Source organism: Aminobacterium colombiense DSM 12261 (genome assembly GCF_000025885.1).
Taxonomy (GTDB): domain Bacteria; phylum Synergistota; class Synergistia; order Synergistales; family Aminobacteriaceae; genus Aminobacterium; species Aminobacterium colombiense.
Map to the genome: position 1 here is coordinate 1,008,075 of NC_014011.1, position 25,616 is coordinate 1,033,690.

Sequence of the window (25,616 nt, forward strand, 5' to 3'; positions counted from 1 at the left end):
CTACCCCTCTTATTGTTCTAGAGAAAAAGATTAGTTTGCGGCTTAAAGAAAATATTGTTTTCTTTTTTTACAAACACGCCTAAAGAGATCAGATCCCTGCCGGTAAAACAGACAACTACTTCTGTGGGTACCTGACCACGAGATTCGCAATGCAGTTTTCTAATTGAAATAAACATCCCGTTTTTTAGGTCATTCTCCGTTTGATCGTCTCCGGAAAAGACCGTGAAATGTCTTATAAATTCTCCTATAGACATTATGTGTTTGTCTATATCTTGTTCTGCTGCAGTTTCTAACTCTTCAAAAGAAATGGCCTGGTCTAAAGACAGCAGCCCAGTTTTTAATCTAGTTAGTTCCCCCACAATAGCTCCACATCCTAGCATATAACCAAGATCTCTGACTATGCTTCGTATATAGGTCCCTTTGTGGCATTTAATAAAAAACGAAACTTGCCCCTCTTCTGAGATAGTGGAAGTACGCAGAATACTGGTTATTGTTACTGGACGCGGAGATATTTGGGGTTCAATCCCCTTTCGTTTAAGGTCAGATGCCCGCTTCCCATTAAGCTTAATAGCCGATATAACTGGTGGTTTCTGCATTCGCATGCCCAGAAAAGCCGGTAATATCCTGTCTATGTCTTTATCCTGAATATGACGAAAGGGATAGGTAGCCGTTACGGTACCGTCATAGTCAAGGGTATCTGTCGTCGTTCCTAATTGTATCGTCACCATATATTCTTTAGGCAACATCATAACGTAGTTTGAAAGTCGTGTAGCCGCTCCTGCAAGAAGAACAAGAAGGCCATCAGCCGTGGAATCAAGAGTTCCGCCATGACCCACTTTTATTTTTTGTGGAAGTTTATGCCGAAAAGCAGAAACGCACTGAGCACTTCGTAACCCTCTTGGCTTATTAAGAAGGAGAAGACCTTCTATCATTGCATTGCCTCTTTCACAGACTCAGTGATAATAGCAATGGCTTCGGTGAGAGCAGCTTCTATATGACACCCTGCAGCCTGAATATGCCCGCCCCCACCAAATTGTTGAGCAATTTCACGGGCTGAGATATCCCCCCGGGAACGAAGGCTTACTCTTACCTGATCTTGTTCCTCTACAAGGAGAACAGCAAACTCTGCTCCTTTAACTCGCAGCAGTTCATTAACCAGACCCTCCGTATCAGCAGGCGAAGACCCAAGTTGAGAGAAATCCTGAAGAGAGAGCCACGAGAGAGAGGCCCTATCATCGACTATGAGCTGAACTCTTGCAAAAGCCTTTCCCCACAAATGCACGCTTTCTACAGGCTGGCTATAGAAAATCTTATGATTAAGATCTGAGGGAGAAACCCCCTTCTGAAGCAGTTCGGCTGCTGCCTGGTGGGTTCGGGGGGATGTAGAAGAAAACGAAAACTTCCCACTATCTGTGATGATAGCTGTGTAAAGTCCCATGGCAGTATTGTAGTCATATTGAGCATTGGCAAGATGGAACATATGCCAAAGGATCTCTCCTAACGAAGAAGCGCTCTCATCAATATAGTTATAATCGCCATACCGTGTATTGTCACCGTGGTGATCAATATTAAAGATTGGATGCTTCCCCTGCACAATTTCAAGACCTGGCACCGAACGTTCCAGGTTGCTCGTGTCGAGGGAGATGACCGCAGTTTTTTCAGGGAAGGGCAATAGTTCGTTTATATGGGGGAAGATTTCGTACTGATCTGCCAAAGGCAAAAAGGAATACGTTGTAGGGAGAGGGTCTACCCCTCCCCAACGAATATTTTTACCGTGCTCCATTCCGTATACAGCAAGTGATGATGCCGCCCCCACAGCGTCGCCGTCTGGTTTTTGATGAGTAAGAATAATCCACGTGCGAAATGAACTTAAAAGAGAAAATATTTCCTGAAGGGTAATACTACTCTCCAAATTCATCTATTTGATCATCCTCGGCCGATAATTCATTGTTGCTGCTTTCTTTGATACTGTCTAAAAGCGCATCAATACGCCGTCCATAGTCCACTGAAGAATCTATTTCAAAACGTATCTCCGGTATCTGTCGAAGACGTAGCCGTTTCCCAAGCAAAGAGCGGATTGGACCAGCTACGCTCTCTAAGGCCTTAAGCACAGCCTTACGCTGCTTCTGATCGAGAGTGACAAAAAAGACTGTAGCAACTTCAAGGTCTTTTGAACAAGATACTTCTGTAATAATAGCATCCTTTGCCACATCATTTTTTATCTTATACTCCAAAAGCAAACAAATTTCTCGCTGAAGCTGTTTGTTAATCCTCTGCATCCGATAAGTCGCCATAAGCATCTACCTCTTGCCAGAAATGAATAATATTAAACGTCGCCATTTCCTCTTCTCGTTCCAGGAAATTTTTCAGGGCTTCTATACGATCCTTACACATCCCATAAGAAGTCCCGACGAGAGAAAAGGCAAGATAGGCCTGATCCCATCTATTTTCCGGCCCCAAATCAATAGCTGAAACATTCCACCGGCGACGAATCTTGTCGATAAGGGACCTTACAACCTGCCGTCGTTCTTTTACACTTCGACATGCTGGAATATCTATTTGTACCTGAAAAAAACCTACATAGGGCAATATGCTCTCGTTATTTTTCATTATTCGAGATATCGTTTTTCCTCCACGAGTTCATAGGCTTCAACAACATCGCCTTCTCTAAAGTCCTGGTAGTTGGTAAAGCTCATGCCGCATTCATAACCTGCTTTCACTTCTTTTGCTTCGTCTTTAAAGCGTCGCAAGTTAGCCAGACTTCCAGTCCATATTACAACCCCATCCCGGATAATCCTCACCCTGCAATTACGCTTAATCATGCCTTCAGTAACATAGCAGCCAGCAATTTTACCAGCCTTAGGCACCTTAAAAACCTGTCTGATCTCTGCCTGCCCCAATTCTTCTTCTTTAATTGTGGGGGTAAGCATTCCTTCCAGAGCTGCCTTTACATCATCAACAACGTCATAGATGACATTGTACAGTCGGATTTGAACACCCTCTACTTCAGCAATCCTCTCAGCATTTTTGTCAGGTCTGACGTTAAAACCGATAACCACAGCATTAGAGGCAGTCGCGAGCATTATATCCGACTCAGCTATGCGGCCGACACCGCGGTGAATAATATTAATACCCACCTCATTAGTTCCCATCTTCTCCAAAGCAGCACACAGAGCCTCGTTTGTTCCCTGTACGTCAGTTTTAACCAGAAGATTAAGCTGAGGGATTTCTCCCTCTTTCAACTGAGAGTAAAGCTCTTCAAGGGTGAGACGTTTCGCAGTCACGTTTTCACTTTCGCGTTTTTCCTGTTCTCTTTTTGATATCTCATCCCTTGCGCTTTTTTCATTGTCCACCCGTACGAAGTGTTCGCCTGGCTGTGGGACAGAAGTGAGCCCCAAAATCTCCACAGGAGTGCTTGGCCCGGCTTTTAGAAACTGCCGTCCGCGAGAGTCGAGCATAGCTCTTATCTTTCCCCACGTTGTGTCGAGAAGAATAATATCTCCTTTGCGAAGAGTCCCCTGCTGAACTATCACTGTAGCGACAGGCCCCTTGCCTTTATCAAGATTCGCTTCAATTACTATTCCTTCCGGTGTAACTGTGGGATCAGCCCGAAGCTCTTCCATTTCTGCAACAAGAAGCACCATCTCTAAAAGATGTGGAATGCCTTCGCCAGTCTTAGCAGAAACATCAACCATGATTGAGTCTCCGCCCCACTCTTCTGGAACAAGACCAACATCGGAAAGCTGTTGTCTCACCCTGTCAGGACGTGCTGCGGGTTTATCTATTTTATTAACGGCCACTACTATGGGCACGCCTGCCGCACGGGCATGGTTGATCGCTTCTTTTGTCTGGGGCATAAGGCCATCATCGGCAGCTACAACAAGTATGGCTATATCCGTAGCCTGGGCGCCTCGTGCCCGCATGGCTGTGAAAGCTTCGTGCCCTGGAGTGTCAAGAAAAACGATGTTCTTTCCCTCATATGTCACAGTGGAAGCTCCAATGTGCTGAGTAATGCCCCCGGCTTCACGAGCAGTAATATTTGTCTGCCTGATATAGTCAAGCAGCGTGGTCTTCCCGTGGTCAACATGTCCCATTACCGTAACAATTGGTGGTCTGGGTTCCATGTGCTTCCCATGAAAAACGGGCCTGCCAGTTGCGACTTTCTCTTCTTCCGGTTCTTCATATTCAAAATCAATACCATACGCTTCACCCAAGGCTATAAGAATAGTTTCATCCACTTGAGCTCCCGCTGGCGCCATGATTCCTAAATCTAAAAGGGCTTTCACCGCTTCTGCTACTGGAACATCAATTACTTGAGCAACCTCTTTAACAGTTGCTGCTTCTCGAACACGTATGGTTTGTTTTTCCTTCACCTTTGTTTCCTCTTTCTGTGTTTTAGGTGGTTGTTTAGCTTCTTTTTTGCGTATAGTCTCTTCAACAAGTTGTGCTGCGTCGTTATCGATAGAGCTCATGTGAGTTTTAGCGTCAATGCCAAGATCCTCTAGCATTGTCAGTAAATCTTTGTTGCTTATTTCTAACATCTTGGCTAATTCATAAACTCTTATTTTACTCAAGCATATTTCCCCCTTCCGCTAGCAGGGCTTGTATTTTCTCCCCAAGTCCACTTCTTCGTGACAATGCCACAATTTGCGTACTCGTGGTTCCTATGGCCCTTGATACCTCTCCGCAAGTGAGGGGTATGTTGATTAAAATACTTTGCCCTTCCGCCATTTTGGCTGTTACGCTTCGCTTAACACTAGAAGAAGCATCAGAAGCCAAAAGGACGAGGAGCCCCTCTTTATTTTTTTTTAATTTTTTATTTATTTCATCTACCCCTATTATGAGCAGGCCAGCTCTGCGAGCCAACCCGAGAACAGAAAAAAGCTCTTGTTCTATCAACGACCTTGCTCTCCTTCTACTATGGCAATTAACTCATCATAAATAGAATTATCCACCGTACAACGCAACGCTCTGGCCAAAGAATTCTTTTTTCGGGCCTTCTCTATGCATTCCATATCCAGGCAAAGATACGCTCCCCGCCCCGGTTTCTTGCCTGTTCTGTCGATAGTTACTATACCATCAGGAGACCGAACAATTCGAATTAGGGTTTTCTTCGGGCTTTCAGAGAGACAGCCTATGCAAGTTCTTGGCCTTCTGCGCTTTTCATCTGCCATAGAGGACAACTCCTCTTACTCTATAATATCCTGAAAAATATCCTGCAGTGTAGGCATGCGCTCTGGCTCCAGCGCCTTGATATCTATTTTCCAGCTTGTTAACCGTGCTGCCAGACGCACATTTTGGCCAGCCTTGCCAATAGCAAGGGAGAGCTGATCCGGTCTTGCATATACAGTAACAGCCTTATCCTGCTCAAGAATCGGTTCTATCTTTACAATTTTTGCAGGCGACAGCGAGTTGCGAACAAAAATTAAAGGATCGCTGCTCCATATGATAACATCTATTTTTTCTCCTGAAAGCTCTTGGCTGATAGATTTGATACGAGCTCCATTATTTCCTACACAGGCGCCAACCGGATCCACATTAATATCCAGGGTTTGAACCGCTACCTTAGCTCTGGTACCAGCTTCCCTGACAATGCTTTTTATTTCAATGATCCCTTCCTGAATCTCAGGCACTTCAAGCTCAAGAAGTTTACGCAGTAATCCCGGGTGGGTTCTGGAAACGACTATTCTAGGACCCCGTGTCGTTTGACGCACATCAAGGAGATAGAACTTAAGTCGTTCGCCAGGAGTGTATTTTTCATTGATAACACGCTCTTCCTTCGGCAAAATCGCTTCTGTTCGGTCATTTAGACGCACAAGAACCTGATCGTTTTCGGATTTAAAAATGATTCCATTGACAAGGTCTCCTACTCGACCGGAAAACTCTTCGAAAATAATTTGTCGTTCTGCATCCTTAAGTTTTTGAATAATAACCTGCCTGGCAGTCTGCGCAGCTATACGTCCAAAGTTCTCAGGGTTTTTTTCTATTCTTACATACTCATTCACTTCCACATCTGTAAACCCAAGCTTTTGAACATCTATAAGACTGATTTGAGCATCAGGGTTGTCTACTTCATCTACCACAAGCCTTACTTCATAGATAGAAACATTTCCACTTTCAAGATCGATATGGACTTCGACATTTCTGTCTCCACCCTGATATTTTTTATACGCTGAAATAAGCGCCGCCTCCAGACTTGACGCTATGACCTCTGAGGTCAGCCCCCGTTCCGCCGTTAACTGTTTCAATGCACGGACGAAATCACGCCCAAGCTGCATAGTACTCCTCCTCCTCTATTGGTCGTAAACAAGGTTCCCTTTTTGAATAGAAGCAAAGGGAATTTCTACTTTTTGATCTGATTCTTCCAGTTGAACGCATACAGTTTTTGTTGCATTGTCCACTGAAAGTATTGTCCCGGTAAAGCGTTTCCGCCCCTCTACCAATGTTTGACAGCGAATTTTTACCTTTTTGCCAGCAAATCGGGCATAGTCATCAAGGGAAAAAAGAGGCCTGTCCAACCCAGCAGACCCTACTTCAAGAAAATAACGATCTGGAAGAGCGGAGTCGTTTTCATCAAGATAACGGCTGAGACTGCGAGATACTGTTTCACAATCTTTTACAGTAATGCCGCCGAGCACATCAATATAGACTTTAACATAAAGGTTTTTTGATTCCTGAGCAAAAACTACTCCCACGCATTCATATCCCAAACTTTCGACAATCTGGCGAAGAGAAGCAGATAGTTTTTCTTTATCAAATAATGGTTTAGACACGATCTTCTCCCCCTTTGTAGCCTTTGAGCGTTAAACAAAAAACAAAGAGTGGGCGAAACCCACTCTTTGGAAAATACACACATAACGTCACGCACATCACGTACTGTTGCATAGTATAGCACGTTTTATGTTTTTTTTACAATACTATAAAACAAATGGCAACGGCGCACTAAAGACACAGCCCCTATTCAATCCAGTAGTTTGGGGCCTCCTTTGTTACGACCACATCGTGAGGATGGCTTTCCTTGACTGACGACGGCGTTATTTTGACAAAACGTGCTATTTTATGCAGATCTTCAATGGTCTTTGCCCCTACGTATCCCATTCCGGCTCTCAAGCCGCCTACGAGCTGGTAAACTACCGCTCCTAAGGGACCCTTATGAGGAGCAAGCCCTTCGATGCCTTCTGGAACAAGTTTTTCGGCAGTAGCGCTTTCCTGAAAATATCTGTCTTTGCTACATCCTTCTTTCATTGCTCCCAGAGAACCCATGCCACGATAGCTCTTAAAAGACCGTCCCCTGTAGATAACAACCTCTCCGGGGCTTTCTTCTGTGCCGGCAAAAAGCGAACCTATCATCACGCTGTCTGCCCCACCAGCCAAAGCTTTTACGATATCTCCAGAATAACGAATGCCTCCATCTGCTATTACTTTTCTACCTCGCTCATGGGCGACCTTGGCAACATTGAAAACAGCTGAAAGCTGCGGGACTCCAATTCCTGCGATAACTCGCGTTGTACAGATAGAACCAGGCCCAACTCCTACTTTTACTGCATCTACACCTGAGTCAATGAGTGCTATGGCAGCTTCGGCCGTAGCAATATTCCCACCAATAAGGGGGATGTCCTTATTTTTTCTGCGTATTTCTCTAATAGTCTGAAGCACTTTAGACGAATGTCCGTGGGCCGTATCTACAACTATAAGGTCTACACCACACTTTATAAGGGCCTCTGCTCTTTCGAAGACATCAGCGCCTGTTCCCACTGCGGCTCCAACACGAAGGCGTCCATGACCATCCTTGCACGCGCTAGGAAAGTCCTTTACTTTTTGAATGTCTTTTATAGTGATGAGCCCTTTAAGTTTGTTGTTTTTATCAACGAGAGGCAATTTTTCTATCTTATGCCGCATCAAAATGTCTTTAGCTTCTTCAAGAGTCGTTCCTTCTGGACCCGTAATAAGACGCTCATGTGTCATTAAGGCCGAGATGTCCTGTTCAAAGTTTGTAACAAAACGAAGATCCCTGTTTGTTATAATTCCAACAAGTTTCTGGCTATGGTCTACAATAGGAACCCCTGATATGTGGTAGTGCTCCATGAGCTCCACTGCCTGCTTAACCTTATCTTGCGGATGAAGAAAAAAAGGATCGACGATAATTCCTGCCTCTGAACGTTTAACCATATCCACTTCTTTTGCCTGTCTCTCTATGGGCATATTTCTATGAACAACGCCTAGACCGCCTTCTCGCGCAATAGCTATGGCAAGACGACCATCTGTGACAGTATCCATAGCTGCGCTACATATAGGGGCGTTCATCTGAATATCAGGTGTAAGGTAGGTACTTACATCAACCAGTGATGGAAGAACCTCACTGTAACCAGGTTCAAGAAGCACATCATCAAAGGTAAACCCTTCATAGGGTACAAATTTGTTTTCTATTGACATGAAATAACCTCCTCTTTCATTTCTCTATGCTCTTTCAAGCCGTCGAAGAGTTTCTGATCTCCCTAATGCCGCCATTTCCAAAGGAATTGCCGGCCCTTTTTCTTCTCCCGACAGAAGAAGTCTCAATGGATGAAAAAACTCCTTCCCCTTCAGCTTTTTTCCCTTTTGCCAACTTCGGAGAGTCTTGTCAAGAATGGCAGGTTCCCATTCTTGTGTCTGGCGAAGTATCTCAATAATTTCAGGCTTCCACTCTGGTGATAAATTTTCTTTTACTTCGCTCAAATCAGGAGAGTCAAAAAGCCATTTGGAAGATTCTAAAACTTCAAGGACTGTAAGGCAAGCCCCCGAAATATCTTCGAGTAATAAATGTAAAAACCGGAGGTTCATTGCGAGAATCTTAGCTGTTATTGATGAGTCTAGCTTTATAAATTCTTCAAGAAGCCATTGTGGCCCTCTTGCCCTCAAAGCCTGTGATTGCCAGTGGTCTAGATGTGTTTCATCGTGGACAGGCGACGATGAGGCTATTCTTTCAAGAGAAAACGCCATGATGATTTCTTCCTTGTCCAAAAGATTGACGGATGAATCCGGCGCCCAGCTTAAAGTAGAGAGATATGCTATGAGAGCTTCTGGCAAATATCCTTTCTCCCTAAATTCCCTAATAGCGTCCGCTCCCGTCCGCTTACTTAATTTTTGTCTATCCATGCTCACTATCATTGGAACATGGCCGAAAAAAGGGGAAGGTAAACCCAGGGCTTTTTGTATAAGAATTTGCAGTACAGCATTTTTAATATGCTCGTCACCGCGAATTACATGGGTAATATGCATAAGGGCGTCGTCCAGAGCTGCAGTAAAAAGATAGGTAGGCCAATTATCAGATCGCTGAACTACAAAATCACCGATTTCTGCATAATCAAAAGAAATGTCCCCATGGATAAGGTCACTCAATACAAAGAATCCTGATTCCGGCACTGCAAACCGCCAGCAGGGACGTTCGCCCTTAGCTATTTTTTCGCCGATTTCTTCGGTGGAAAGGAAGCGGCAACGCCCTTCATAGCGAGGGGGTTTGCTTTTCTCCAACTGTTGCCGACGATCTTCCGCCAGCTGTTCAGGAGTACAGAAACAGGGATATATAGCCCCTTTTTCTTTAAGTATTTTTAAATAGTGCTCGTAATATTCAAAGCGTTGACTTTGAGTATAGGGGCCATAGGAACCGCCGGACCACGGGTTTTCATCAGAACAAAGGCCAAGCCACGTAAGATCTTCATTGAGCATTTCAGCGTATTCGTGCCTTGATCGTTCCTGATCAGTATCTTCTATTCTCAGAATAAATTGCCCTCTGTTTTTTTTAGCAAACAGCCAATTAAAAAGAGCTGTCCGTGCTCCCCCAATGTGGAGCAATCCCGTTGGCGAGGGAGCAAAACGTGTGCGTATCATTCATTAAACCTCCCATTGCGAGAAAGAGTCGCCGTTGCAGTACAAATCATACATTGTGCATTTCCTACCGGCCCTATAAGCTCACCGGATTTCACTTTAAGATGAACTATCAGCTTCTTATCGCCGCAATGGCACAGCCCACTCTGTAACTTTTCTACAATAACGTCTATATAAGAAGCCAAAGGCGGAACCTGGGCTTGCAGGGTAACATCAACCCACTCAATATTCCATCTGTCACGTTGAAGCAGCGTTGCCACTTCTTTTAGCAGATCGAAAGAATAGGCATCCTTATAGGATGGCTCTGACGCTGGGAAGAGTATGCCTATGTCGGGAAGACCAGCAGCTCCCAAAAGTGCGTCCATTACAGCATGAGTTATAACATCCCCATCAGAGTGGCCTTCAAGGCCTAAGGGGGAGTCTATTGTAACCCCACCGAGAACTAGAATCCTGGAGGGAGTAAGGGGATGGATATCGAACCCTTGTCCGGTGCGGTATTCTTTTTTATTTCCCATGAGCATTTCAGCCATTTGAAAGTCCTGCGGGTATGTTATTTTCATGTTGAAGGAATCCCCTTCTACTTTTTTTAGAGACCCTTTAAATTTTAGCCATGCTTCTGCTTCGTCCCTATAGGAATCATCTTCTCCTTTCAAGACGGTCAATAAACCACACCGTGGAAAGGCCTGAGGAGTCTGGGTTATATATAGATTTTCCCTTGACAGAGACAAAATGGCTTCCTGATTTTGTATCGTTTCAACCTTCTTAAGGGCATCGGTAATCGGCAATACTGGAATGACACCACATTCCGAATCCATAGCCTCTATAATTCTATGACAAAGGTTTACTGATAAGAACGGCCTGGCTGCGTCATGAACCAAAACGTACTCACAACCCGCCCCTTTGAGTCCATTTCTCACAGATTCTGTGCGGCTCAGCCCTCCTGCGGTTACAGTACAGTTTTGAGAAGAGCCACTCAATACGGCAACTTCCTTTCTTATCTGCTCTACAGCAAAGAGCGGAACAACGAGAACTATTTCATGGATGGCCTTTTTCTTAAATAGCTCCCAGGCCGTAAAAAAACTCCATTGCCACAGAGGTTTCCCTCCTAGCCTACGAAATTGTTTGGGAGAGCCACCCATGCGCTCTCCCAAACCTGCAGCCACTATAATGAAGGAAAACCGTTTCATACCCGAACCTCTCGGCGAATTCGTCCGAAGACCATACGCCCAGCTGAGGTCTGAAGCATAGAAGTAACAACTACTTCTACTCGTTTACCCACATATTCCTCTCCATCCTCAACGACAAGCATGGTTCCATCATCGAGGTAGCCAACACCCTGATGGGGTTCCTTACCTTCCCGTATGACATCAACTATTATGGATTCTCCTGGCAAAAGCATAGGTTTCAAGGCATTGGCAAGATCGTTTACGTTGAGAACTGTGACACCCTGGATCTGCGCTATCTTATTAAGATTATAATCAGTGGTTAATATTTCTCCGCCTATTTGCTGGGCAAGAGCCACGAGCCCGCTATCCACAGTTTCAACTTTCAATTGTTTCAGCGTCACTTCCATAATTTCAACTTCAAGGGTCGAAAGTTTTTGTAGCTCATTTACAACATCAAGTCCCCTTCTTCCCCTTGTCCTGCGGGCTGGATCAGTTGAATCCGCTACGGCTTGCAGTTCTAATAATATAAAGCGAGGTAAGACAAGGACTCCTTCCATAAAACCCGTTCGGGCAATGTCGAGAATTCGGCCGTCAATGATTACGCTAGTATCGAGAATCTTTCTTGGAGGGCACCATTCCTCTTCTAATATCTCTTCACCGGCAACGCCCTTTTTACCCCGAATTTTCCTAGTCGTCAAGCGCTCTTTAAGGGCTCCTAAATTAAAGACTCCTCTTATATCCTCTTGCCGTTTCCAAAAAATTCTAGCGCCAAGGTATCCTAGAACAATGTTCAGTACCACAGCAATGTAGCTTCCAACAGGTAAATCAAAAAATGGAACAGCTATTAGATTGGCGATCAATAGACCGACAATAAGACCTAATATTGCAGAAGAAATGTCTTGCCAGCTCAACCCTTTGAGGTGAAATTCAAATAAGGCCCCAATAAAGCCAAGTCCTTTAAGCAGCAAAGGCGTTATTGCCCACCCTATGAGGGCAAATATGGCTACACAGGCTACCACAAAGAAAATCTCTTTCGCCAACCAGCCGGGCATCCATAAACGAAAAACTTCTGATACAGGTGCAGGAATAAAGGGCATGGCCAACATGGCTATCTGATATCCTGCTATCCCAAAGAAAACCATCATAAGCATTCTACACAATCTTTTGATCATGTTGTTAAAGCCGTCTGTCATACACCCTCACCTCCTCTTATTCTTTCTTACGTCAACACGTGACTCAAACGCTGCATGCAGTGTAATTCTGTCGGCAAATTCTATACTTCCCCCCACAGGAAGTCCATAGGCAAGGCGGCTAATCTTCACATCAAGATCTTCGAGCTCAGAAAAAAGAGAATAAAAAGTAAGGTCGCCCTCTACCCTGGGATTCGTTGCTATAATAACCTCCTTTACTCGTGTATTTATAATACGCTCTTTTAACCGCTCGTATTCTGAAGGAGGAAGATCTTCCCCATCCAGTGGTGATATTTTCCCTTTTAACACATGGTACAATCCATTATATATCCCTGCCTGCTCCATGCTCAACAGATCCTCAGCTGTCTCAACAACGCAAAGAGTCTGTCTTTCCCGTAAGGGGTCTGTACAAATAGAGCATGGATCAACATCTGTTATATTTCCGCATTTAGAGCATTCACACAAACGTTCTTTTAATCCATGAAGAGCTATCGCTAATTCTTCTGGATAAGAGCCTGGCTGCTGAATAATGAAAAATGCCATGCGCCGGGCGCTTTTTTCTCCCACTCCCGGTAGTCTTTTTAAGAGAGTAACAAGTTGCAAAAGTGGTTCTGGAAGGGCCACGTTACATTATCCCCAATGATCCAAGAGCCCCTGAAAATTGCCCCATTTTTGAGTTGGCTAGCTCTCTGCTGTTCTTGAGAGCATCTGAAACAGCGGCTAGGACGAGGTCTTCAAGCATTTCTATATCTTCAGGATCAACAACTTCTTTTTCTATTTTTACAGAAACAATGTCTCCTTGCCCATTCGCGATAACTTTGACCATTCCTCCGCCAGCATTGCCTTCTACTCTTTCATGAGCAAGTTCCTCTTGCATTTTCATCATTTGTGCTTGCATTTTTTGAGCTTGTTTCATAAGTTTATCCATTTTCATAGTGCTCGACTTCCCTTCTTGAATAATTAATGATGATACGACATTCCTTCATGAATGGCGATAGCCCGATATAATTGTTCTGTAAGAAAAAGTAAACACAATTCGTGGGGAAACGTCAACATAGAAAGAGCTATTTTCACCTGACTGCGCTTCTTTACCCTTTCAGCAACCCCATGGGAACCGCCTATAACAAAGACCAACCGCCCTCTCACTTCTCCTATAGATCTATACACCCATTGAGAGAAGGCCACGCTGGTAAATTGCTCTCCCTTCTCATCTAAGAGAACAAGATAATCCCGATTCTTGATTCGCTTGAGAAGCCCATCAGATTCTTGCTCTATTGCTTTTTCAGGAGCAGAAGCCCCCCGTGCTTCCGGAACATGTTCAAACTCCAGAGGCATAAAGGGTCGACAGCGTTTCGAGTATTCATTGATCAATTCCGCTATATTTTGATTTCTAGGCTGCCCTACAGTTATTATAACTATTTTCATTACCAATCACTTTGCAATAGGGGAATATCCCTTTCCTTTCTTCTTTTTTGAAAGTTTCTTTATTGCGTAACGCTCTTGACGTTCTCTTTCTGAGAGAATGTCACGTATTCTGCTCTCTTCCTGTTTTAACTCAGGAAGAAGTATATATTGTAACGTGTTTATCTTCATCATGGTTTTTGACAGTTCTTTCTCAAGAGAAGCTAATTTTGCCTTCAAGTTAATATAAGTCCATATTCTTTCTTCGATCTTCTTCATTTCACTAAGCAGTTCGTCTAGATAAAGAGAAGTCATTGCCGGGTCGTAAGAAAGCCCGGTAAGGGGAGAGCCGCGGCCCTTTCCAGGTTGAAACTGAGTAAAGCGACAACCCATAAGGGTATGGCGTTTGGAAATTACTTTCAAAGTTCCGGCATCCGGCTTTAAAAGTTGCATAACAGTCTGCCCCTCATACATGCGGACCAGTGCATAGACAAAAGATAGATGCTTTATCTGTTCTCTAAAGAGCTTGTCAAGCTCTTTAAATTTGCGGCGGTCCTCCTCAATTGCTCGGAGGAGCGCGTCTCTTTTTTTCTCCAGAAGCTGTTTGCCGTACTGTACTGTGCCCATTTGCCGCCTAATATCCAGAAGCTGCTCTCTTGTGGGCGGCCGCATTCCCTTACTCATGGCGCCCCAATTTCTCTGTTATATAATGCTCAGGCAAGCGGTAAAGTTCTCTCACCGGAAGCTCAGATAGACATTGCCACGCAACATTGACAGACTCTGCAATAGTCCTATGAATGTGTCTCTGATTAACGAAATTCCTTTCAAAATTTTCCCCAAATTTTATGTAGAGATGCTCCGTTTCAGTGAGGCCGTCATCACCGACTATTAAACGAAGGCGAGAAAGTTCCAGAGCCCTGGCATAAGATGCATAGAGCTGATCTGCGAGAGCCCGGTGATAATCAAAGGTCTTCCCTTTGCCTATCCCCTTATTCATCAGCCTGCTTAAACTCGGAAGAACATTAATGGGAGGATAGGCTCCTCTATCATGAATACCCCGGTCAAGAACAATTTGTCCCTCTGTAATATAGCCGGAAAGGTCTACGACAGGGTGGGTCATATCATCATCCGGCATGGTTATAATTGGAATTTGAGTAATACTTCCCTGGCAATTTTCTACACACCCTGCCCGCTCATAGATTTCAGCCAGGTCCGAATACATATATCCTGGATATCCTCGTCGGCCTGGCACTTCTTCGCGAGCCGCGCTTATTTCTCGCAGAGACTCACAATAGTAAAGCATGTCTGTCATAATTACGAGAACATCGTATCCTTTTTCAAAGGCAAAATATTCAGCTGCGGTTAGGGCCATACGAGGTGTAAGCAATCTTTCTACTGCAGAATCGCTGGCCAGGTTCATAAAGAAAATGCCATTATTAATGGCACCTGTCGATTCGAAAGTATCAATAAAATACCGCGCCTCTCGCCGAGTAATCCCCATGGCAGCGAAAATAACAAGAAAATCAGTTTCGCGACCTGGAACTGCGGCCTGCTGTACTATTTGAGCTGCTATCTCATTAGCAGGAAGGCCTGAACCAGAGAATATCGGAAGTTTCTGACCTCGTACAAGGGTATTCATCATGTCAATTGAGGATATCCCCGTTTCTACATACGCATTAGGACTCGTCCGCCGCACCGGATTGATAGGCATTCCTGTTATAGGCAAATCTTTATCTATAAAAGAAAGAGGGGTGCCGTCAATAGATCGTCCCCTTCCGTTCAGTACCTGGCCTACAAGGGAGAGTCCCACCGGCATTTTCACTACATCCCGCTCAAGCCAAACTGTTGTTTCACCAGTATTGAGCCCCATAGTCCCGTCAAAGACCTGAATGACGCATATATCATCCTGAATTTGCAAAATCTGGCCTGAACGCAAGCCATAAGGTGTCTCTATGCGCACAAGCTCACTATATCCTGCTTCTCTTATGCCCGAAACAAAAATAAGGGGCCCTGCTATTCCGAAAACCGAACGATAGCCTTCAAGGGCAAGTCTCATTCTGGAATCACCACCAGACTTTCGAGCTTATCATCAAAGTTCTTAAGCCACTGATTACCCTGTTGCTCAAGTTCTATTTCTGGCTTTTCCCTCAAGCGCAACAATTCGACTCGTAAGGGGTAGTCGGCCACCTGGTCATATAGAAGCCCTGATTCTATACGCTGCCGCATTAAATTATCCAGGTCATAAAGTAGCTTCAGAAGTATAAATTGCTTCTTCATAGAGCAACTTGCATCTGCATCACTATAGGCATTTTGTTGTAAGAAGACTACTTTTATGGTTTCCACATGGGCTAATAGCCATTTATCTTCCTCAGAAAGGCCATCTCTCCCAACGAGCTGAACAAGGTCAGTGAGCACTTTTTCCCGATCAAGCATTTCCTTCAGATAACTTTTTAAAACTTTCCATTGAGATCCAAGCTCCCTCTCAAATACAGAAGCAAGACTCCCTTCGTAAAGAGTGTAACTCTGCTGCCAGTTAATAGCTGGGAAATGACGCTGCTGGGCCAGTCGTTTATCAAGGGCCCAAAAGGCCCCTGACAGGCGAAGGCTTGCCTGAGTAACAGGCTCAGAGAAATCCCCACCCGCTGGAGAAACTGCATTGATAACAGTCACTGACCCTTCTCGTTCCGGAAGCCCCAACAATTTCGCTCTGCCAGCGCGTTCATAATATTGAGCAAGACGTGTTCCCAGATAGGCTGGATATCCTTCTTCTCCCGGCATTTCTTCAAGTCGGCCACCAATTTCCCGAAGCGCTTCTGCCCATCGTGAGGTTGAGTCAGCCATAATTGCAGTGTTATAGCCCATGTCCCTGAAATATTCAGCCAGGGTCATGCCCAGATAGACACTAGCTTCTCTAGCTGCTACCGGCATATTAGAAGTGTTGGCAATTAAGACCATCCTTTCCATAAGAGGAGCGTTATGGAAAGGGTCGCTAAGCTCTGGAAACTCTTCAAGGACCTCTGTCATTTCATTGCCTCGCTCTCCACAGCCTATATATATAATAATTTCGGCATTACACCATTTAGCGAGGGATTGCTGCGTAACAGTCTTTCCAGTGCCAAATCCTCCTGGAAGCACTGCTGCTCCTCCTATGGCAATGGGAAATAAGGTGTCAAGTATTCGCTGCCCTGTCAGAAGTGGGGCGTCAAAGGAAAGGCGGCTTAAGACTGGGCGAGGGCGTCGTACTTCCCATCGTTGTTTCATTGTAAGTTCAACTCCATTTTCAAGACGGCAAATACTATCCTCAATGGTATAGTTTTCCTCAGAAGCAACCCAAACAACTTTTGCCGGCTCTATATAGGGGGGAGCCATGATCCTGTGCTGAAGGAAAGAGCCTTCAAACACGTAACCTATAAATGTTCCCGGAGTAACAATTTCTCCCTCTTTTATTGAAGGAGTAAAATACCATTTTTTTCTAGAATCTATAGCGGGGAGATGTATGCCTTTCTTTAAATAGATGCTATCTTTGCCCAAAATTTCTAAAGGGCGGCCAATGCCGTCAAAAACGCTACCAAGGATGCCCGGCCCAAGATCTACCGCTAACAGTTCACCTGTAAATATTACAGGTTCTCCTTTTGTCAAGCCGCTTGTATCTTCATAGACCTGAATATCCACACGGTCCCCCTTGATCCTGATAACCTCTCCTAGAAGTTTGCTATGGCCAATATAGGCCACCTCGAACATTTTTATGGGGGTATATGTTACAGCCCCTATAACTGGGCCGGATATGCCCGTTATGTTTCCAGAAGAAGCTACTCCCATTATTTTTCACCTCAGTCCGTTTCTATTTCAAGGGATGGGAAAGGGATCCAGACAGGCTTTTGCGTTTTTGCCAGCCTTTTTCTGTAAGTATCAGGCAAATTCCTAAACCAACTCTCTTCTACAAGAACAAATGCAATGGATTCGTCAAGCAGCTCTCTAAAGATATGCTGAATATCAGATGGTTTTTCACAAAGAACCCCTTCGAATCCCTCGAGGCCCCAGAGATCAATAAAAAGCTGCCGCCCAAGAACAAGCGCTCTTTTCTCCTGAAAAGTCATTGCCTTTCACTTCCTCATGGTCAACTATGTATAGGAATAAGACGAGATTCTAATTCTTTTTCAGAGAGCCCTAGCGAGAGTCCCACAGCTAAAAGACTTAGGTTCTGCCATTCTATAAGATATTTAGCAATAAATCCCAAACCCACGGCCACACCGAGGGGATCAGCCCTGAAAAGATCTGATTGCCATTTCATAAACTGAACAAATAAGGCCCGTTGAAATTCTTGTGGTTTGTTGTTTTCTATCGGTTTTATAATCCCCTGCCAGGGTGTTCCTTGAACGACCTCAGATAGGATCGTTGTTTTTGAAAGTTTTTCTATGAATATCCATCGCCCGTTTTGAAGATACATTTTAGTAGCCTCTACTGTAGAAACCTGTCCATATCTTTGTCGAAGCCATATTCCTAAATTCCACATATCAATAGATCGCTCCAGGTATTCCTGAAGAAGCCTGCTGTTGCCCGAGTCAAACTGACCTACTTTCTTCCAGAAAAGATCGAGCATTGAAAGTAGAAGCATCCTTTCAGCTCTGACGAGATTGCCTGATTGATCCAGTTCTGCAAAAGAAGCTGCTATGGCCAGCGCATAAGGATGCCCCAAAGCCCTGCACCCCTCAATTATGTCTGTTGCTGTTTTAGTGTTTTTCCATAGATCACTATAAAAACCTTCGGTAAGGTTGCCATAATTGTGCCATTGGGGTTCTTCGCCGTTTTTACTCCCAGTATGGAGAGCTCGCAAAAGGATGCGCCCGTTCATTAAATCAGAACGGGCCAAGACCACTCCTAATAGTTCTTTTGCTTCTCCTTCGGCTTTTTCCTGAACAAATCGCAGCTGAAGATTGACCTCATGAGCAATTGCTGCCTCTATTCTGCGCAATGGCCCCCCGCGGGATGTTACCAATTTAAGACGCAAACTTTCACCATAGTGACTTTCAAGCAAAAACTGTTCAAGTGACTGCAATGTCCCGCGAGCAATGATGCTATAGTCTTCAGTCTTGAAGAGCCTCGACGTCCTCCCCCGAAGACAGGCGTTAAGATAGCCGTAATTTTCGTGAGAGAAACTCTGCTTCCCGAAGAATTTGGTTAGCCTGTGCTGCAATTTTCCTCGTAATGACAGGCTCAAATTTTTCCCATCTTGTTCTAAAGGTGTTATCAACAATAAAGTCACCCTTTTCTGACATCACCATACAGCCACCCCATCGCTCCATGGTTTTATCGGCTTTTATGACCACTCCGCGATCGTGGGTGAAAAAAATTTCATCTCCAGCATGAACAAAAATAACACATGGGATGGGGCAAAATTCAAGAGCCTCATCCAGTAAATTTTTCATTATGACCCCATACAGCTCAGGATCTTGTCGTAACTCACTTAGACGTGTAGTGACTCTTCGCACCACCTCCGCCACTATGTTGTTATATTCATCAAGAAATTCTTTCCGAAGGCGATTGTGTACTCTCTTCTTATTCTTCTCTAAAAGCCTTTGCGCCCTTTCTTTATGAAGGTTCCGCATTTGGGCAATACGAATTTCCACATCACTTCGCCTTGATGATATGGCATCGGCAATGTCGTTCTCAGTCTTTTTTCTCAAACTATCAATTTTTTCATCGTGCTCTTTTTTCAGGGCCTCAATAAAAAGAGTCAGGTCCTGATTCTGCAAAAAATTCCCCAAGGATCTCTCCACCTAGGCAAATTGTAAAATCAACATAATAGCAACAACAAACCCAAGGATGACCATGGTCTCTGGAATTGCTTCAAGGATAATCATGACACCGGCAGTTTCTGGTTTCTCAGCAATGGTCCCTGCCCCAGCGCTGCCTATTTTCGCCTGAGCCATAGCTGTGGCAAATGCAGGGATTCCAACAGCTAAGGCAGCTGCTAGTGCTATTATTCCTTTTTCCATCGAAGTTCCCTCCTCCGTGAAAACGGTCTGTAATTTTTACCGCCACCTACGTAAAATTTGCCCATGAACTCCACGTAATGTAACCGGGCTGCGTGTATGCTCGACCCGCCTATGGCCAAAACAAAATTTAGCAAATGGATACAAAGAGCCAAAAACAATCCTAAAATAGAAAGACCAAAGACATCTACGAATTTTGAAGCGACAAGAGCAAGTATGGCGGATGATAGTCCTATGGCCGCAATGCGTACGTAACTTAAAATATTCCCTAGTGATCCGAAGGACTCAACAAGTCCTCCTATGCCGCCACCAGCAATAAGAAAAACAAGGCCTAAAATTAATAGAGAAATTGCCATAGTAAAAAAGCTCTCTGGCAGCCAGCCTTTAAGCCCTACTAAAGCACAGATCAGAGCGAAGATAACAAGAAGGTTTCCAGCTTTCTCCATCCAGACATGCCTGTTCTTAGTTTTCACCCCTTCATAGAACCCTATCAACAGTCCCAAAATGATATGAGCAGCGCCCAAAACCACTGTAAATATCATAACGGGCATAACTGCATGGGAGCGCTCGAGCCATAAGGGGTTCAAGTGAAAAAGACGATGGGCGAGGTCGCCAAAGAACTCGCCGTAAGCGGCCCCCCAAAAGATGCTCCAAAAAGCTAAGAAGATAAAAATATATCCCACATTAGAGAGTATCTTTTTTTTCTTTTTACCGTAGAGCCAAAGCCCTAAAAGCAAAATAAGCGCTCCGTACCCCATATCTCCAACCATACAACCCGCGAAAAACGGGAAAAACAGGGCGATCACAGCTGTAGGATCAGCGGTTTTATAACGCGGAGGTTGTAAAAGTTTTAGAAAAATCTCGAAAGGCTTAAAAAGGGCTCGATTTGAGAGGGATGTGGGCACATAGTTCCACTCCTCTGCAGAAGGATAGCGCCATTGGATAAAAACATTTCCCCCAAACTGCTCTTTGAGACGAACTACGGTGAGCTCAAGTTCATCTCCAGGGATCCACCCTTCTATAAGAAAGGCGTCATCAAGGGAATGGGCCGCATTTTCAACGAGAAGCGCTTCTAGTTTCTCATCGGCAAGTATATAAAGGGCTGCGAATTTTGGTCCCCAAGTGAGGGCTGTTTCCCTTAAGTTCACCTGCAATTCTTCAAGGCGGCGAGGGATCACGCTTATTTCTTCTTTTATTGCATCAACAGAATCTAAAAGAACTTCCCGTTCGAATCCGGCTGGAGCTTTCCAGCGTATGGCATCATAGGAAACAAGCACTCTAGAAACAACATCCGCATCCTGACCTAATACACTGATTGCAAGTAAGGTTTCATCGCCGCTGTGGCGATAGGAATGGTGGCGAAGATATTCTCTGTCTTTAGCTGGTGTTGCCTGAACAATTTCGTTGCGAAGAGTAGATAGAATTTCAGGAATATTCTCTCTTTCAACCCACCATAAGGAAACAAAAACTCCTTGACTTGTTTCTTCTTTGATAAAGGAATGAAAATGAAAGAGGATATCTTGGGATCTTTTTAGTTTGTGATGCAGCTCTTGCAAAGAATTTCTTTCGTTAAGGGTGGAAATGAGACGATCTGAAAACTGATCAAGGCTTTCGTTTACTTCTGAAATTATTTCGTCAAGAGGCAGGCGCATGCTTTTTCGGGCATGTTCAATATCGCTGTCTTTCAGACTAGCCCACTCTTTCCACTCAAGGGATTCTAACATCCCCAACAGCTTTCCCCTCAATAGTCGCAGTTTGTCAAGATGAGGTGTCGACATATCCGTCGACCTTGGAAAATCAAGATGAAGAACCCCGAAATCATGTAAAGACTCTATTATTTCGGTTTTGCGGCTTGAAACACCCCATATGGCAAATCTGAGCATATCACGTATCAAGAGAGTATCTTCCTTTCTCTCAGCCCACCCGCCTCCTCAGTCTTCTATTTTCTTAATTGCCGTTGTTTGCTTTTTTCCTTTCGACTACAGCAACAGCATTTATCCCTTCATCTATTAAGTTGCCTAAACCTATAGAGCTGTTCACCTTCTCTATAAGTTGTGAGAGAACAGAGCGAAGTTCTTTCTCATATTCTTCTGTTTGAAAGGCAACTTTCACTTCTCTGTCTTTCCACTCATCCTCAACTTGTTGAATCGTAGCCTTTTCCATTTCCTCTAGACGAGCTAATGCTCTTTTCTTTTGTTCCAGAAGATTTTGTTCTTCATGTTCATATTCTTCTTCAAGTTTTAAACGAAATTCATCTATTTGTTTCTCCACAGATTGAACTTCGAAGTTATTCACTATCCCGTTCCTCCATCACATACTCGCAGAAAGCCTCTCGATTGATAATTCCTATAAGCTTGTTCCCTTCAACAACGGGAAGCCTCTTTATTTTTTTTCTCAACATGAGATCAGCCACAGTCATGAGGCTGGCAGAAGGGGGTACTGAATAGGGGTTTTTTGTCATAAATTCCCTTACTACCTTTTTACCTAAATTTTTGAAACGGTCAACAAGATGAATCTCCCCGTTATTTAAAAAAGAACTCTGAGCAAGTATTTCCAAATATGTGGGAATAGCTGCCTGCAATATATCAGTCTCCGAAAGATAGCCCACAAGCTCCCAATCTTCTTTTACAACAGGTATGCCTGATAAATTATGACTGTAAAGGATGTGAACAGCATCCTGTATCAGATCTTCTTCCATAACGGCAGTAAGATCACGATGCATTAGTTCCCCGGCACACGTGTTCAATGTGCTGCTACCTCCTCACTATACCCAGTTTCGTTAGCAAAACCCTGACAGCAAAAGCAAAGAGGTCCAGGTCCCTTTTCCAACGCCAAGGTTCCTGAATAAGGCGATATAACCATTCCAGACCTGCTTTTTGAATAAAGAGAGGAGCACGGGAAAGGTTCCCTGAAATGACGTCAAATGACCCTCCTACACCAATGGCTATCAGGTCACCTAACTCTTGACGATGGGCATGGATCCATTTTTCCTGACGTGGAATTCCCATTCCTACAAAAAGAAGACGTGTCCCGTTCTGTCGAATTTCTTCTATAATCCTTTTTTCTTCAGCAGCCGAAAAATAGCCATGTTGAACTCCAGCTACTTTTAGCCCAGGATAGAGAGCCTGAAGTTTTTTCGCCGCTTGATCCGCAATATCAGGTTTTCCCCCAAGCAAATAGACTGGCCATTCTTCAGCACTTGCTGTACGACAAAGCTGAAGCAAAAAATCAATGCCCGTAATACGTTCCTGAATGGGTTTCCCAAGGAAACGCAATGCCCAGATTAATCCTGTTCCGTCTGCCAGGGTAAGGGCTGAGTGAGAAACTATCTCTTTATACTCCTGATCCTTCACTGCCGTCTGCACGGCCAACGAATTTACAGTGGTGATAAGGGAACACCCCGTATTTTGAATAAGAAGGGAGTGGACTTTTGCCACGGCATAGTTCATGGATACATTGTCGAGAGCGACACCCCATAATTCAGGGCGCTCCCCACTTGGAGTTTTCAGAGACATAAGCCTTGAGAATACGGGGATCATTGTCAAGCCCGCAAAAAAGACCAATACACTTACGAAAAAGACTGTCTGTTGTCCTGCAGTAAGCTGAAACATAGCGATAACAGCACCTACCAATGCACAAATAGAGGTAATGAATTTTACAGCACTTGGGTGGTCTATGCCTTTCCCAATAAGGCTGCGATAGATAACCATGGCACCTTTAGGGTTGGCTGAAAGCGCCATACTGGCAAAATGAAGGGACGTTTCCATCAAGGGGATGGCAAAAAGCCCTAGAGGGAGCGCCATCATGGTGCTAAATGTTATTCCTTTACTCACGCCAAGAAGGGATGTGCCAGCTACAAGAACCCCCCAAAAGGCGGAGAGGGATTCTCCCAGGCGGCGATACATATGGCCATGACGGCTCCAGAACACGCCAAGAAGCAAAAGACCAGTCAAACTTGTATAAAAAGCATCTGGCAAATATTGACCTGACATGACTGTAGCTGCCAGCAAAATTGAGAATGTCACGGCAAGAAGGTGGCCAGCCATGCCGGGGATGTTGTCCAGTTCCTGTATAAGAATGGGGAAAACCGCAAGCCATGCGCCTGTGAGAGCTACTGAAATAAAATCATTCAAATAAAGATACTCTCCCTGAGGTAATCCTAAAAAAGTTATTTTAGGACCCGATACAGCGAAAAGAACGCCTAGTAAAAAATAGATCCAGCGTATCTTTTTCTGAGGGTAGACATGCTGATACATCCCCACTACAGCCGCGATAACTGCTGTTCCTGTAATGAGTGTGATCTCAGGATCCCCTGACCATATGCCGCTAACCATCCAAGCTCCAATGAGCAGTATGTCTCTCAAATAGTTATATTGGCTATTCTCCAGGGAACGCCTGCATAGTCTTTGAAAGAGAAAGCATGCGAAGACGAGTATGAACATGAAGACATAGAGATCAATCTCGAATAGTAGAGATTTTACGTTGACTATGACAAGCCCACCTTTCCTCAAGAGTAATTATAAAGAAGCTCATTGAGATATTTTATCAATTTTACAGTGCTTTTGCACTATTTCCTTAAAAAAATAAAAGGTTATCTATTAGATTAACACATTGAGGAAGCATATTCATCAATGTAAGCTGATTCTGAAGATGACTACAAGAAAAACAGTGCAAAGTCACTCGCTGATCTTGTTAAAGCCAAATACAATTTCACACAGTGCCTTTACACCTATAACAAGTATCTCATCATTGAAAACATAGTTGGGAGCATGTATCGGTATCATATCGTATCCTTCCATATCATTTCCTATATAGAGAAAAAGGCCCGGTATCTGTTCCTGAAACAAAGCAAACTCCTCACACCCCATTACTGGAGTAAAGTTATCGGTTACCATGTCTGGCTCAAGTGCTTTCTTTAGAATTTCGTAAACCTGGGCTGTCAGACAAGCATCGTTGTTGACTGGCGGCATTATGCGGTCATAGGTTATTTCAAATGCTGCGCGAGCTGCTTGAGTAATACCCTTAACTATCTCTTCTATGCGGATTTGAATAAAATCACGCACTTTAGGATCAAAGGCACGAACGGTCCCGTCTAAGGTTACGGCTTCTGGAATGATGTTTACAGCCGTTCCGCCGCTAATCTTCCCAATGGTAATTGCCGCTGTTTCAAGAGGATCAATCTCTCGACTAATGATGTGTTGAAGCTGAGAAATTACATCAGAAGCAACAACAATCGGATCAACTGCCAAATGGGGCCATGCGCCATGTCCGGGTGTTCCAATTATTTTTAGTTGAAAGATATCACTGGAAGCCATTACGGGGCCCGATTTAACCGCCATAACACCTTGCTTGAGTCCCGGCCAGTTATGAAGAGTAACAATGGCATCCACATCGGGGGATTTCAGTCCGCCCGCCTTAATGATTTCGGCCGCGCCGCCTGTATCTTCTTCTGCCGGCTGAAAAATGAACTTCACATTTCCATTTAGTTTATCCTTGTACTGAGACAATATTTTGGCAGCTCCCAATACAATCGCCATATTACCATCATGTCCGCAGGCATGCATGATTCCTCTGTTTTTAGAAGAATATTCTACACCGGATTGTTCTTCAATGGCCAGCGCATCCAGACAAGCTCTCAACCCAATGGTGAAACCATCGTTTTTACCTCGTAGAAGACCTATAACACCAGTTTCTCCTATGCCAGTTTTCACTTCAAAACCTAGCTTTTCCATGTAATTCGCCACTTTTGCGGCGGTACGAAACTCCTGGAAACCAAGCTCCGGATAACTGTGCAAATCTTTCCTGATAGTTACCAGCTCATCTTTAATTGCGGCTATTTTATGATCCAGTAGTTTCATCCCATAGCCCCCTAGTCTTATTATCTATGCCCACAAGTAAAGGTGTGAAAGAGCATTGACCGTCAACGCCAATGCTCTTTATTTGTTACTTTATTTGTTTGAGACTACCCACAAGGTAGTTTCTCCTATGGGTTACCTCTTCCA

Annotated in this window: 28 protein-coding genes; all 28 read right to left on the reverse strand. The window is 44.2% G+C overall.

Annotation, left to right across the window (positions count from 1 at the left end):
• Window positions 1-17: 17 nt before the first annotated feature.
• The 28 genes from truB to AMICO_RS05095 all read right to left on the reverse strand — a co-directional run bounded on the left by truB (window position 18) and on the right by AMICO_RS05095 (window position 25,472).
• On the reverse strand, window positions 18-932 hold the full coding sequence (gene truB, locus AMICO_RS04960; RefSeq protein ID WP_013048356.1) for a tRNA pseudouridine(55) synthase TruB: 915 nt from the start codon (window positions 930-932) through the stop codon (window positions 18-20).
• Window positions 929-1,918 carry a DHH family phosphoesterase gene (locus AMICO_RS04965; protein ID WP_013048357.1) on the reverse strand — a complete coding sequence of 330 codons (990 nt, stop codon included), beginning with the start codon at window positions 1,916-1,918 and terminating at the stop codon, window positions 929-931. Before AMICO_RS04965 ends, truB begins: the two co-directional genes overlap by 4 nt.
• Window positions 1,902-2,294, reverse strand: a complete 393-nt coding sequence (rbfA, locus tag AMICO_RS04970) for a 30S ribosome-binding factor RbfA (protein WP_013048358.1) — start codon at window positions 2,292-2,294, stop codon at window positions 1,902-1,904. The genes AMICO_RS04965 and rbfA overlap by 17 nt, the downstream gene beginning before the upstream one ends.
• A complete protein-coding gene (locus tag AMICO_RS04975; RefSeq protein ID WP_013048359.1) occupies window positions 2,266-2,610 on the reverse strand; it encodes a DUF503 domain-containing protein in 345 nt (114 codons plus the stop codon). The genes rbfA and AMICO_RS04975 overlap by 29 nt, the downstream gene beginning before the upstream one ends.
• Window positions 2,610-4,574 (reverse strand): translation initiation factor IF-2, encoded by a 1,965-nt coding sequence (gene infB / locus AMICO_RS04980; protein WP_013048360.1) that lies wholly within the window; start codon window positions 4,572-4,574, stop codon window positions 2,610-2,612. Before infB ends, AMICO_RS04975 begins: the two co-directional genes overlap by 1 nt.
• The gene (locus AMICO_RS04985; protein ID WP_013048361.1) at window positions 4,567-4,899 is read right to left on the reverse strand and encodes a L7Ae/L30e/S12e/Gadd45 family ribosomal protein; all 333 of its coding nucleotides are present in this window, start codon (window positions 4,897-4,899) and stop codon (window positions 4,567-4,569) included. The genes infB and AMICO_RS04985 overlap by 8 nt, the downstream gene beginning before the upstream one ends.
• Window positions 4,896-5,174 carry an RNase P modulator RnpM gene (gene rnpM, locus AMICO_RS04990; RefSeq protein WP_013048362.1) on the reverse strand — a complete coding sequence of 93 codons (279 nt, stop codon included), beginning with the start codon at window positions 5,172-5,174 and terminating at the stop codon, window positions 4,896-4,898. The genes AMICO_RS04985 and rnpM overlap by 4 nt, the downstream gene beginning before the upstream one ends.
• 15 nt (window positions 5,175-5,189) lie before the next feature.
• Complete coding sequence (nusA, locus tag AMICO_RS04995) at window positions 5,190-6,278, reverse strand: transcription termination factor NusA (RefSeq protein ID WP_013048363.1); 1,089 nt, start codon at window positions 6,276-6,278, stop codon at window positions 5,190-5,192.
• Window positions 6,279-6,293: 15 nt separating this feature from the next.
• On the reverse strand, window positions 6,294-6,773 hold the full coding sequence (locus AMICO_RS05000; RefSeq protein WP_013048364.1) for a ribosome maturation factor RimP: 480 nt from the start codon (window positions 6,771-6,773) through the stop codon (window positions 6,294-6,296).
• 184 nt (window positions 6,774-6,957) lie between these two features.
• The gene (gene guaB, locus AMICO_RS05005) at window positions 6,958-8,433 is read right to left on the reverse strand and encodes an IMP dehydrogenase (RefSeq protein WP_013048365.1); all 1,476 of its coding nucleotides are present in this window, start codon (window positions 8,431-8,433) and stop codon (window positions 6,958-6,960) included.
• Window positions 8,434-8,457: 24 nt separating this feature from the next.
• On the reverse strand, window positions 8,458-9,867 hold the full coding sequence (gene gltX, locus AMICO_RS05010) for a glutamate--tRNA ligase (protein ID WP_013048366.1): 1,410 nt from the start codon (window positions 9,865-9,867) through the stop codon (window positions 8,458-8,460).
• Window positions 9,864-11,051, reverse strand: coding sequence for a 2-C-methyl-D-erythritol 2,4-cyclodiphosphate synthase (gene ispF, locus AMICO_RS05015; protein ID WP_013048367.1), 1,188 nt, complete (start codon window positions 11,049-11,051; stop codon window positions 9,864-9,866). Before ispF ends, gltX begins: the two co-directional genes overlap by 4 nt.
• On the reverse strand, window positions 11,048-12,223 hold the full coding sequence (locus AMICO_RS05020; protein ID WP_013048368.1) for a PIN/TRAM domain-containing protein: 1,176 nt from the start codon (window positions 12,221-12,223) through the stop codon (window positions 11,048-11,050). The genes ispF and AMICO_RS05020 overlap by 4 nt, the downstream gene beginning before the upstream one ends.
• 6 nt (window positions 12,224-12,229) lie before the next feature.
• Window positions 12,230-12,844 (reverse strand): recombination mediator RecR, encoded by a 615-nt coding sequence (gene recR, locus AMICO_RS05025; RefSeq protein WP_013048369.1) that lies wholly within the window; start codon window positions 12,842-12,844, stop codon window positions 12,230-12,232.
• A gap of 1 nt (window position 12,845) precedes the next feature.
• Window positions 12,846-13,154: a YbaB/EbfC family nucleoid-associated protein gene (locus tag AMICO_RS05030; protein WP_013048370.1), complete on the reverse strand. Its 309-nt coding sequence runs from the start codon at window positions 13,152-13,154 to the stop codon at window positions 12,846-12,848.
• 26 nt (window positions 13,155-13,180) lie between these two features.
• The gene (locus tag AMICO_RS05035) at window positions 13,181-13,645 is read right to left on the reverse strand and encodes a 23S rRNA (pseudouridine(1915)-N(3))-methyltransferase RlmH (protein ID WP_013048371.1); all 465 of its coding nucleotides are present in this window, start codon (window positions 13,643-13,645) and stop codon (window positions 13,181-13,183) included.
• A 6-nt stretch (window positions 13,646-13,651) separates the two neighbouring features.
• Window positions 13,652-14,305 (reverse strand): V-type ATP synthase subunit D, encoded by a 654-nt coding sequence (locus AMICO_RS05040; protein ID WP_041459346.1) that lies wholly within the window; start codon window positions 14,303-14,305, stop codon window positions 13,652-13,654.
• Window positions 14,298-15,677, reverse strand: coding sequence for a V-type ATP synthase subunit B (locus AMICO_RS05045; protein ID WP_013048373.1), 1,380 nt, complete (start codon window positions 15,675-15,677; stop codon window positions 14,298-14,300). Before AMICO_RS05045 ends, AMICO_RS05040 begins: the two co-directional genes overlap by 8 nt.
• Window positions 15,674-17,440 (reverse strand): V-type ATP synthase subunit A, encoded by a 1,767-nt coding sequence (locus AMICO_RS05050; RefSeq protein ID WP_013048374.1) that lies wholly within the window; start codon window positions 17,438-17,440, stop codon window positions 15,674-15,676. The genes AMICO_RS05045 and AMICO_RS05050 overlap by 4 nt, the downstream gene beginning before the upstream one ends.
• 11 nt (window positions 17,441-17,451) lie before the next feature.
• Window positions 17,452-17,718 carry a V-type ATP synthase subunit F gene (locus AMICO_RS05055; protein WP_013048375.1) on the reverse strand — a complete coding sequence of 89 codons (267 nt, stop codon included), beginning with the start codon at window positions 17,716-17,718 and terminating at the stop codon, window positions 17,452-17,454.
• A 20-nt stretch (window positions 17,719-17,738) separates the two neighbouring features.
• Window positions 17,739-18,815, reverse strand: a complete 1,077-nt coding sequence (locus AMICO_RS05060) for a V-type ATPase subunit (protein ID WP_169302802.1) — start codon at window positions 18,813-18,815, stop codon at window positions 17,739-17,741.
• On the reverse strand, window positions 18,748-19,386 hold the full coding sequence (locus tag AMICO_RS05065) for a V-type ATP synthase subunit E (protein ID WP_013048377.1): 639 nt from the start codon (window positions 19,384-19,386) through the stop codon (window positions 18,748-18,750). The genes AMICO_RS05060 and AMICO_RS05065 overlap by 68 nt, the downstream gene beginning before the upstream one ends.
• Window positions 19,387-19,398: 12 nt before the next feature.
• On the reverse strand, window positions 19,399-19,617 hold the full coding sequence (locus AMICO_RS05070; protein ID WP_013048378.1) for an ATP synthase subunit C-like protein: 219 nt from the start codon (window positions 19,615-19,617) through the stop codon (window positions 19,399-19,401).
• A complete protein-coding gene (locus AMICO_RS05075; protein WP_013048379.1) occupies window positions 19,602-21,509 on the reverse strand; it encodes a V-type ATP synthase subunit I in 1,908 nt (635 codons plus the stop codon). Before AMICO_RS05075 ends, AMICO_RS05070 begins: the two co-directional genes overlap by 16 nt.
• Window positions 21,510-21,561: 52 nt before the next feature.
• Window positions 21,562-21,909, reverse strand: coding sequence for a hypothetical protein (locus AMICO_RS05080; RefSeq protein ID WP_013048380.1), 348 nt, complete (start codon window positions 21,907-21,909; stop codon window positions 21,562-21,564).
• Window positions 21,902-22,360 (reverse strand): CBS domain-containing protein, encoded by a 459-nt coding sequence (locus AMICO_RS05085; protein ID WP_013048381.1) that lies wholly within the window; start codon window positions 22,358-22,360, stop codon window positions 21,902-21,904. Before AMICO_RS05085 ends, AMICO_RS05080 begins: the two co-directional genes overlap by 8 nt.
• 7 nt (window positions 22,361-22,367) lie before the next feature.
• Complete coding sequence (locus tag AMICO_RS05090; RefSeq protein WP_013048382.1) at window positions 22,368-23,948, reverse strand: WecB/TagA/CpsF family glycosyltransferase; 1,581 nt, start codon at window positions 23,946-23,948, stop codon at window positions 22,368-22,370.
• A gap of 342 nt (window positions 23,949-24,290) precedes the next feature.
• Window positions 24,291-25,472: a M20 metallopeptidase family protein gene (locus AMICO_RS05095; RefSeq protein ID WP_013048383.1), complete on the reverse strand. Its 1,182-nt coding sequence runs from the start codon at window positions 25,470-25,472 to the stop codon at window positions 24,291-24,293.
• Window positions 25,473-25,616: the final 144 nt, after the last annotated feature.

Coding starts and splice junctions, on each gene's coding strand:
- guaB (WP_013048365.1), bottom strand. CDS start 8,433: ATGTCAATAGAAAACAAATTTGTACCCTATGAAGGGTTTACCTTTGAT.
- AMICO_RS05035 (WP_013048371.1), bottom strand. CDS start 13,645: ATGAAAATAGTTATAATAACTGTAGGGCAGCCTAGAAATCAAAATATA.
- rnpM (WP_013048362.1), bottom strand. CDS start 5,174: ATGGCAGATGAAAAGCGCAGAAGGCCAAGAACTTGCATAGGCTGTCTC.
- AMICO_RS05095 (WP_013048383.1), bottom strand. CDS start 25,472: ATGAAACTACTGGATCATAAAATAGCCGCAATTAAAGATGAGCTGGTA.
- AMICO_RS05040 (WP_041459346.1), bottom strand. CDS start 14,305: ATGAGTAAGGGAATGCGGCCGCCCACAAGAGAGCAGCTTCTGGATATT.
- nusA (WP_013048363.1), bottom strand. CDS start 6,278: ATGCAGCTTGGGCGTGATTTCGTCCGTGCATTGAAACAGTTAACGGCG.
- AMICO_RS04965 (WP_013048357.1), bottom strand. CDS start 1,918: ATGAATTTGGAGAGTAGTATTACCCTTCAGGAAATATTTTCTCTTTTA.
- AMICO_RS05045 (WP_013048373.1), bottom strand. CDS start 15,677: ATGAGACTTGCCCTTGAAGGCTATCGTTCGGTTTTCGGAATAGCAGGG.
- AMICO_RS05055 (WP_013048375.1), bottom strand. CDS start 17,718: ATGACTTTTCAGGAGAAAAGAGCGCTTGTTCTTGGGCGGCAGCTTTTT.
- AMICO_RS04975 (WP_013048359.1), bottom strand. CDS start 2,610: ATGAAAAATAACGAGAGCATATTGCCCTATGTAGGTTTTTTTCAGGTA.
- ispF (WP_013048367.1), bottom strand. CDS start 11,051: ATGAAACGGTTTTCCTTCATTATAGTGGCTGCAGGTTTGGGAGAGCGC.
- truB (WP_013048356.1), bottom strand. CDS start 932: ATGATAGAAGGTCTTCTCCTTCTTAATAAGCCAAGAGGGTTACGAAGT.
- rbfA (WP_013048358.1), bottom strand. CDS start 2,294: ATGGCGACTTATCGGATGCAGAGGATTAACAAACAGCTTCAGCGAGAA.
- AMICO_RS05030 (WP_013048370.1), bottom strand. CDS start 13,154: ATGAAAATGGATAAACTTATGAAACAAGCTCAAAAAATGCAAGCACAA.
- AMICO_RS05020 (WP_013048368.1), bottom strand. CDS start 12,223: ATGACAGACGGCTTTAACAACATGATCAAAAGATTGTGTAGAATGCTT.
- AMICO_RS05090 (WP_013048382.1), bottom strand. CDS start 23,948: ATGGTTAGCGGCATATGGTCAGGGGATCCTGAGATCACACTCATTACA.
- gltX (WP_013048366.1), bottom strand. CDS start 9,867: ATGATACGCACACGTTTTGCTCCCTCGCCAACGGGATTGCTCCACATT.
- AMICO_RS05070 (WP_013048378.1), bottom strand. CDS start 19,617: ATGGAAAAAGGAATAATAGCACTAGCAGCTGCCTTAGCTGTTGGAATC.
- AMICO_RS05050 (WP_013048374.1), bottom strand. CDS start 17,440: ATGGGAGTAGCTTCTTCTGGAAACATAACGGGCATATCCGGCCCAGTT.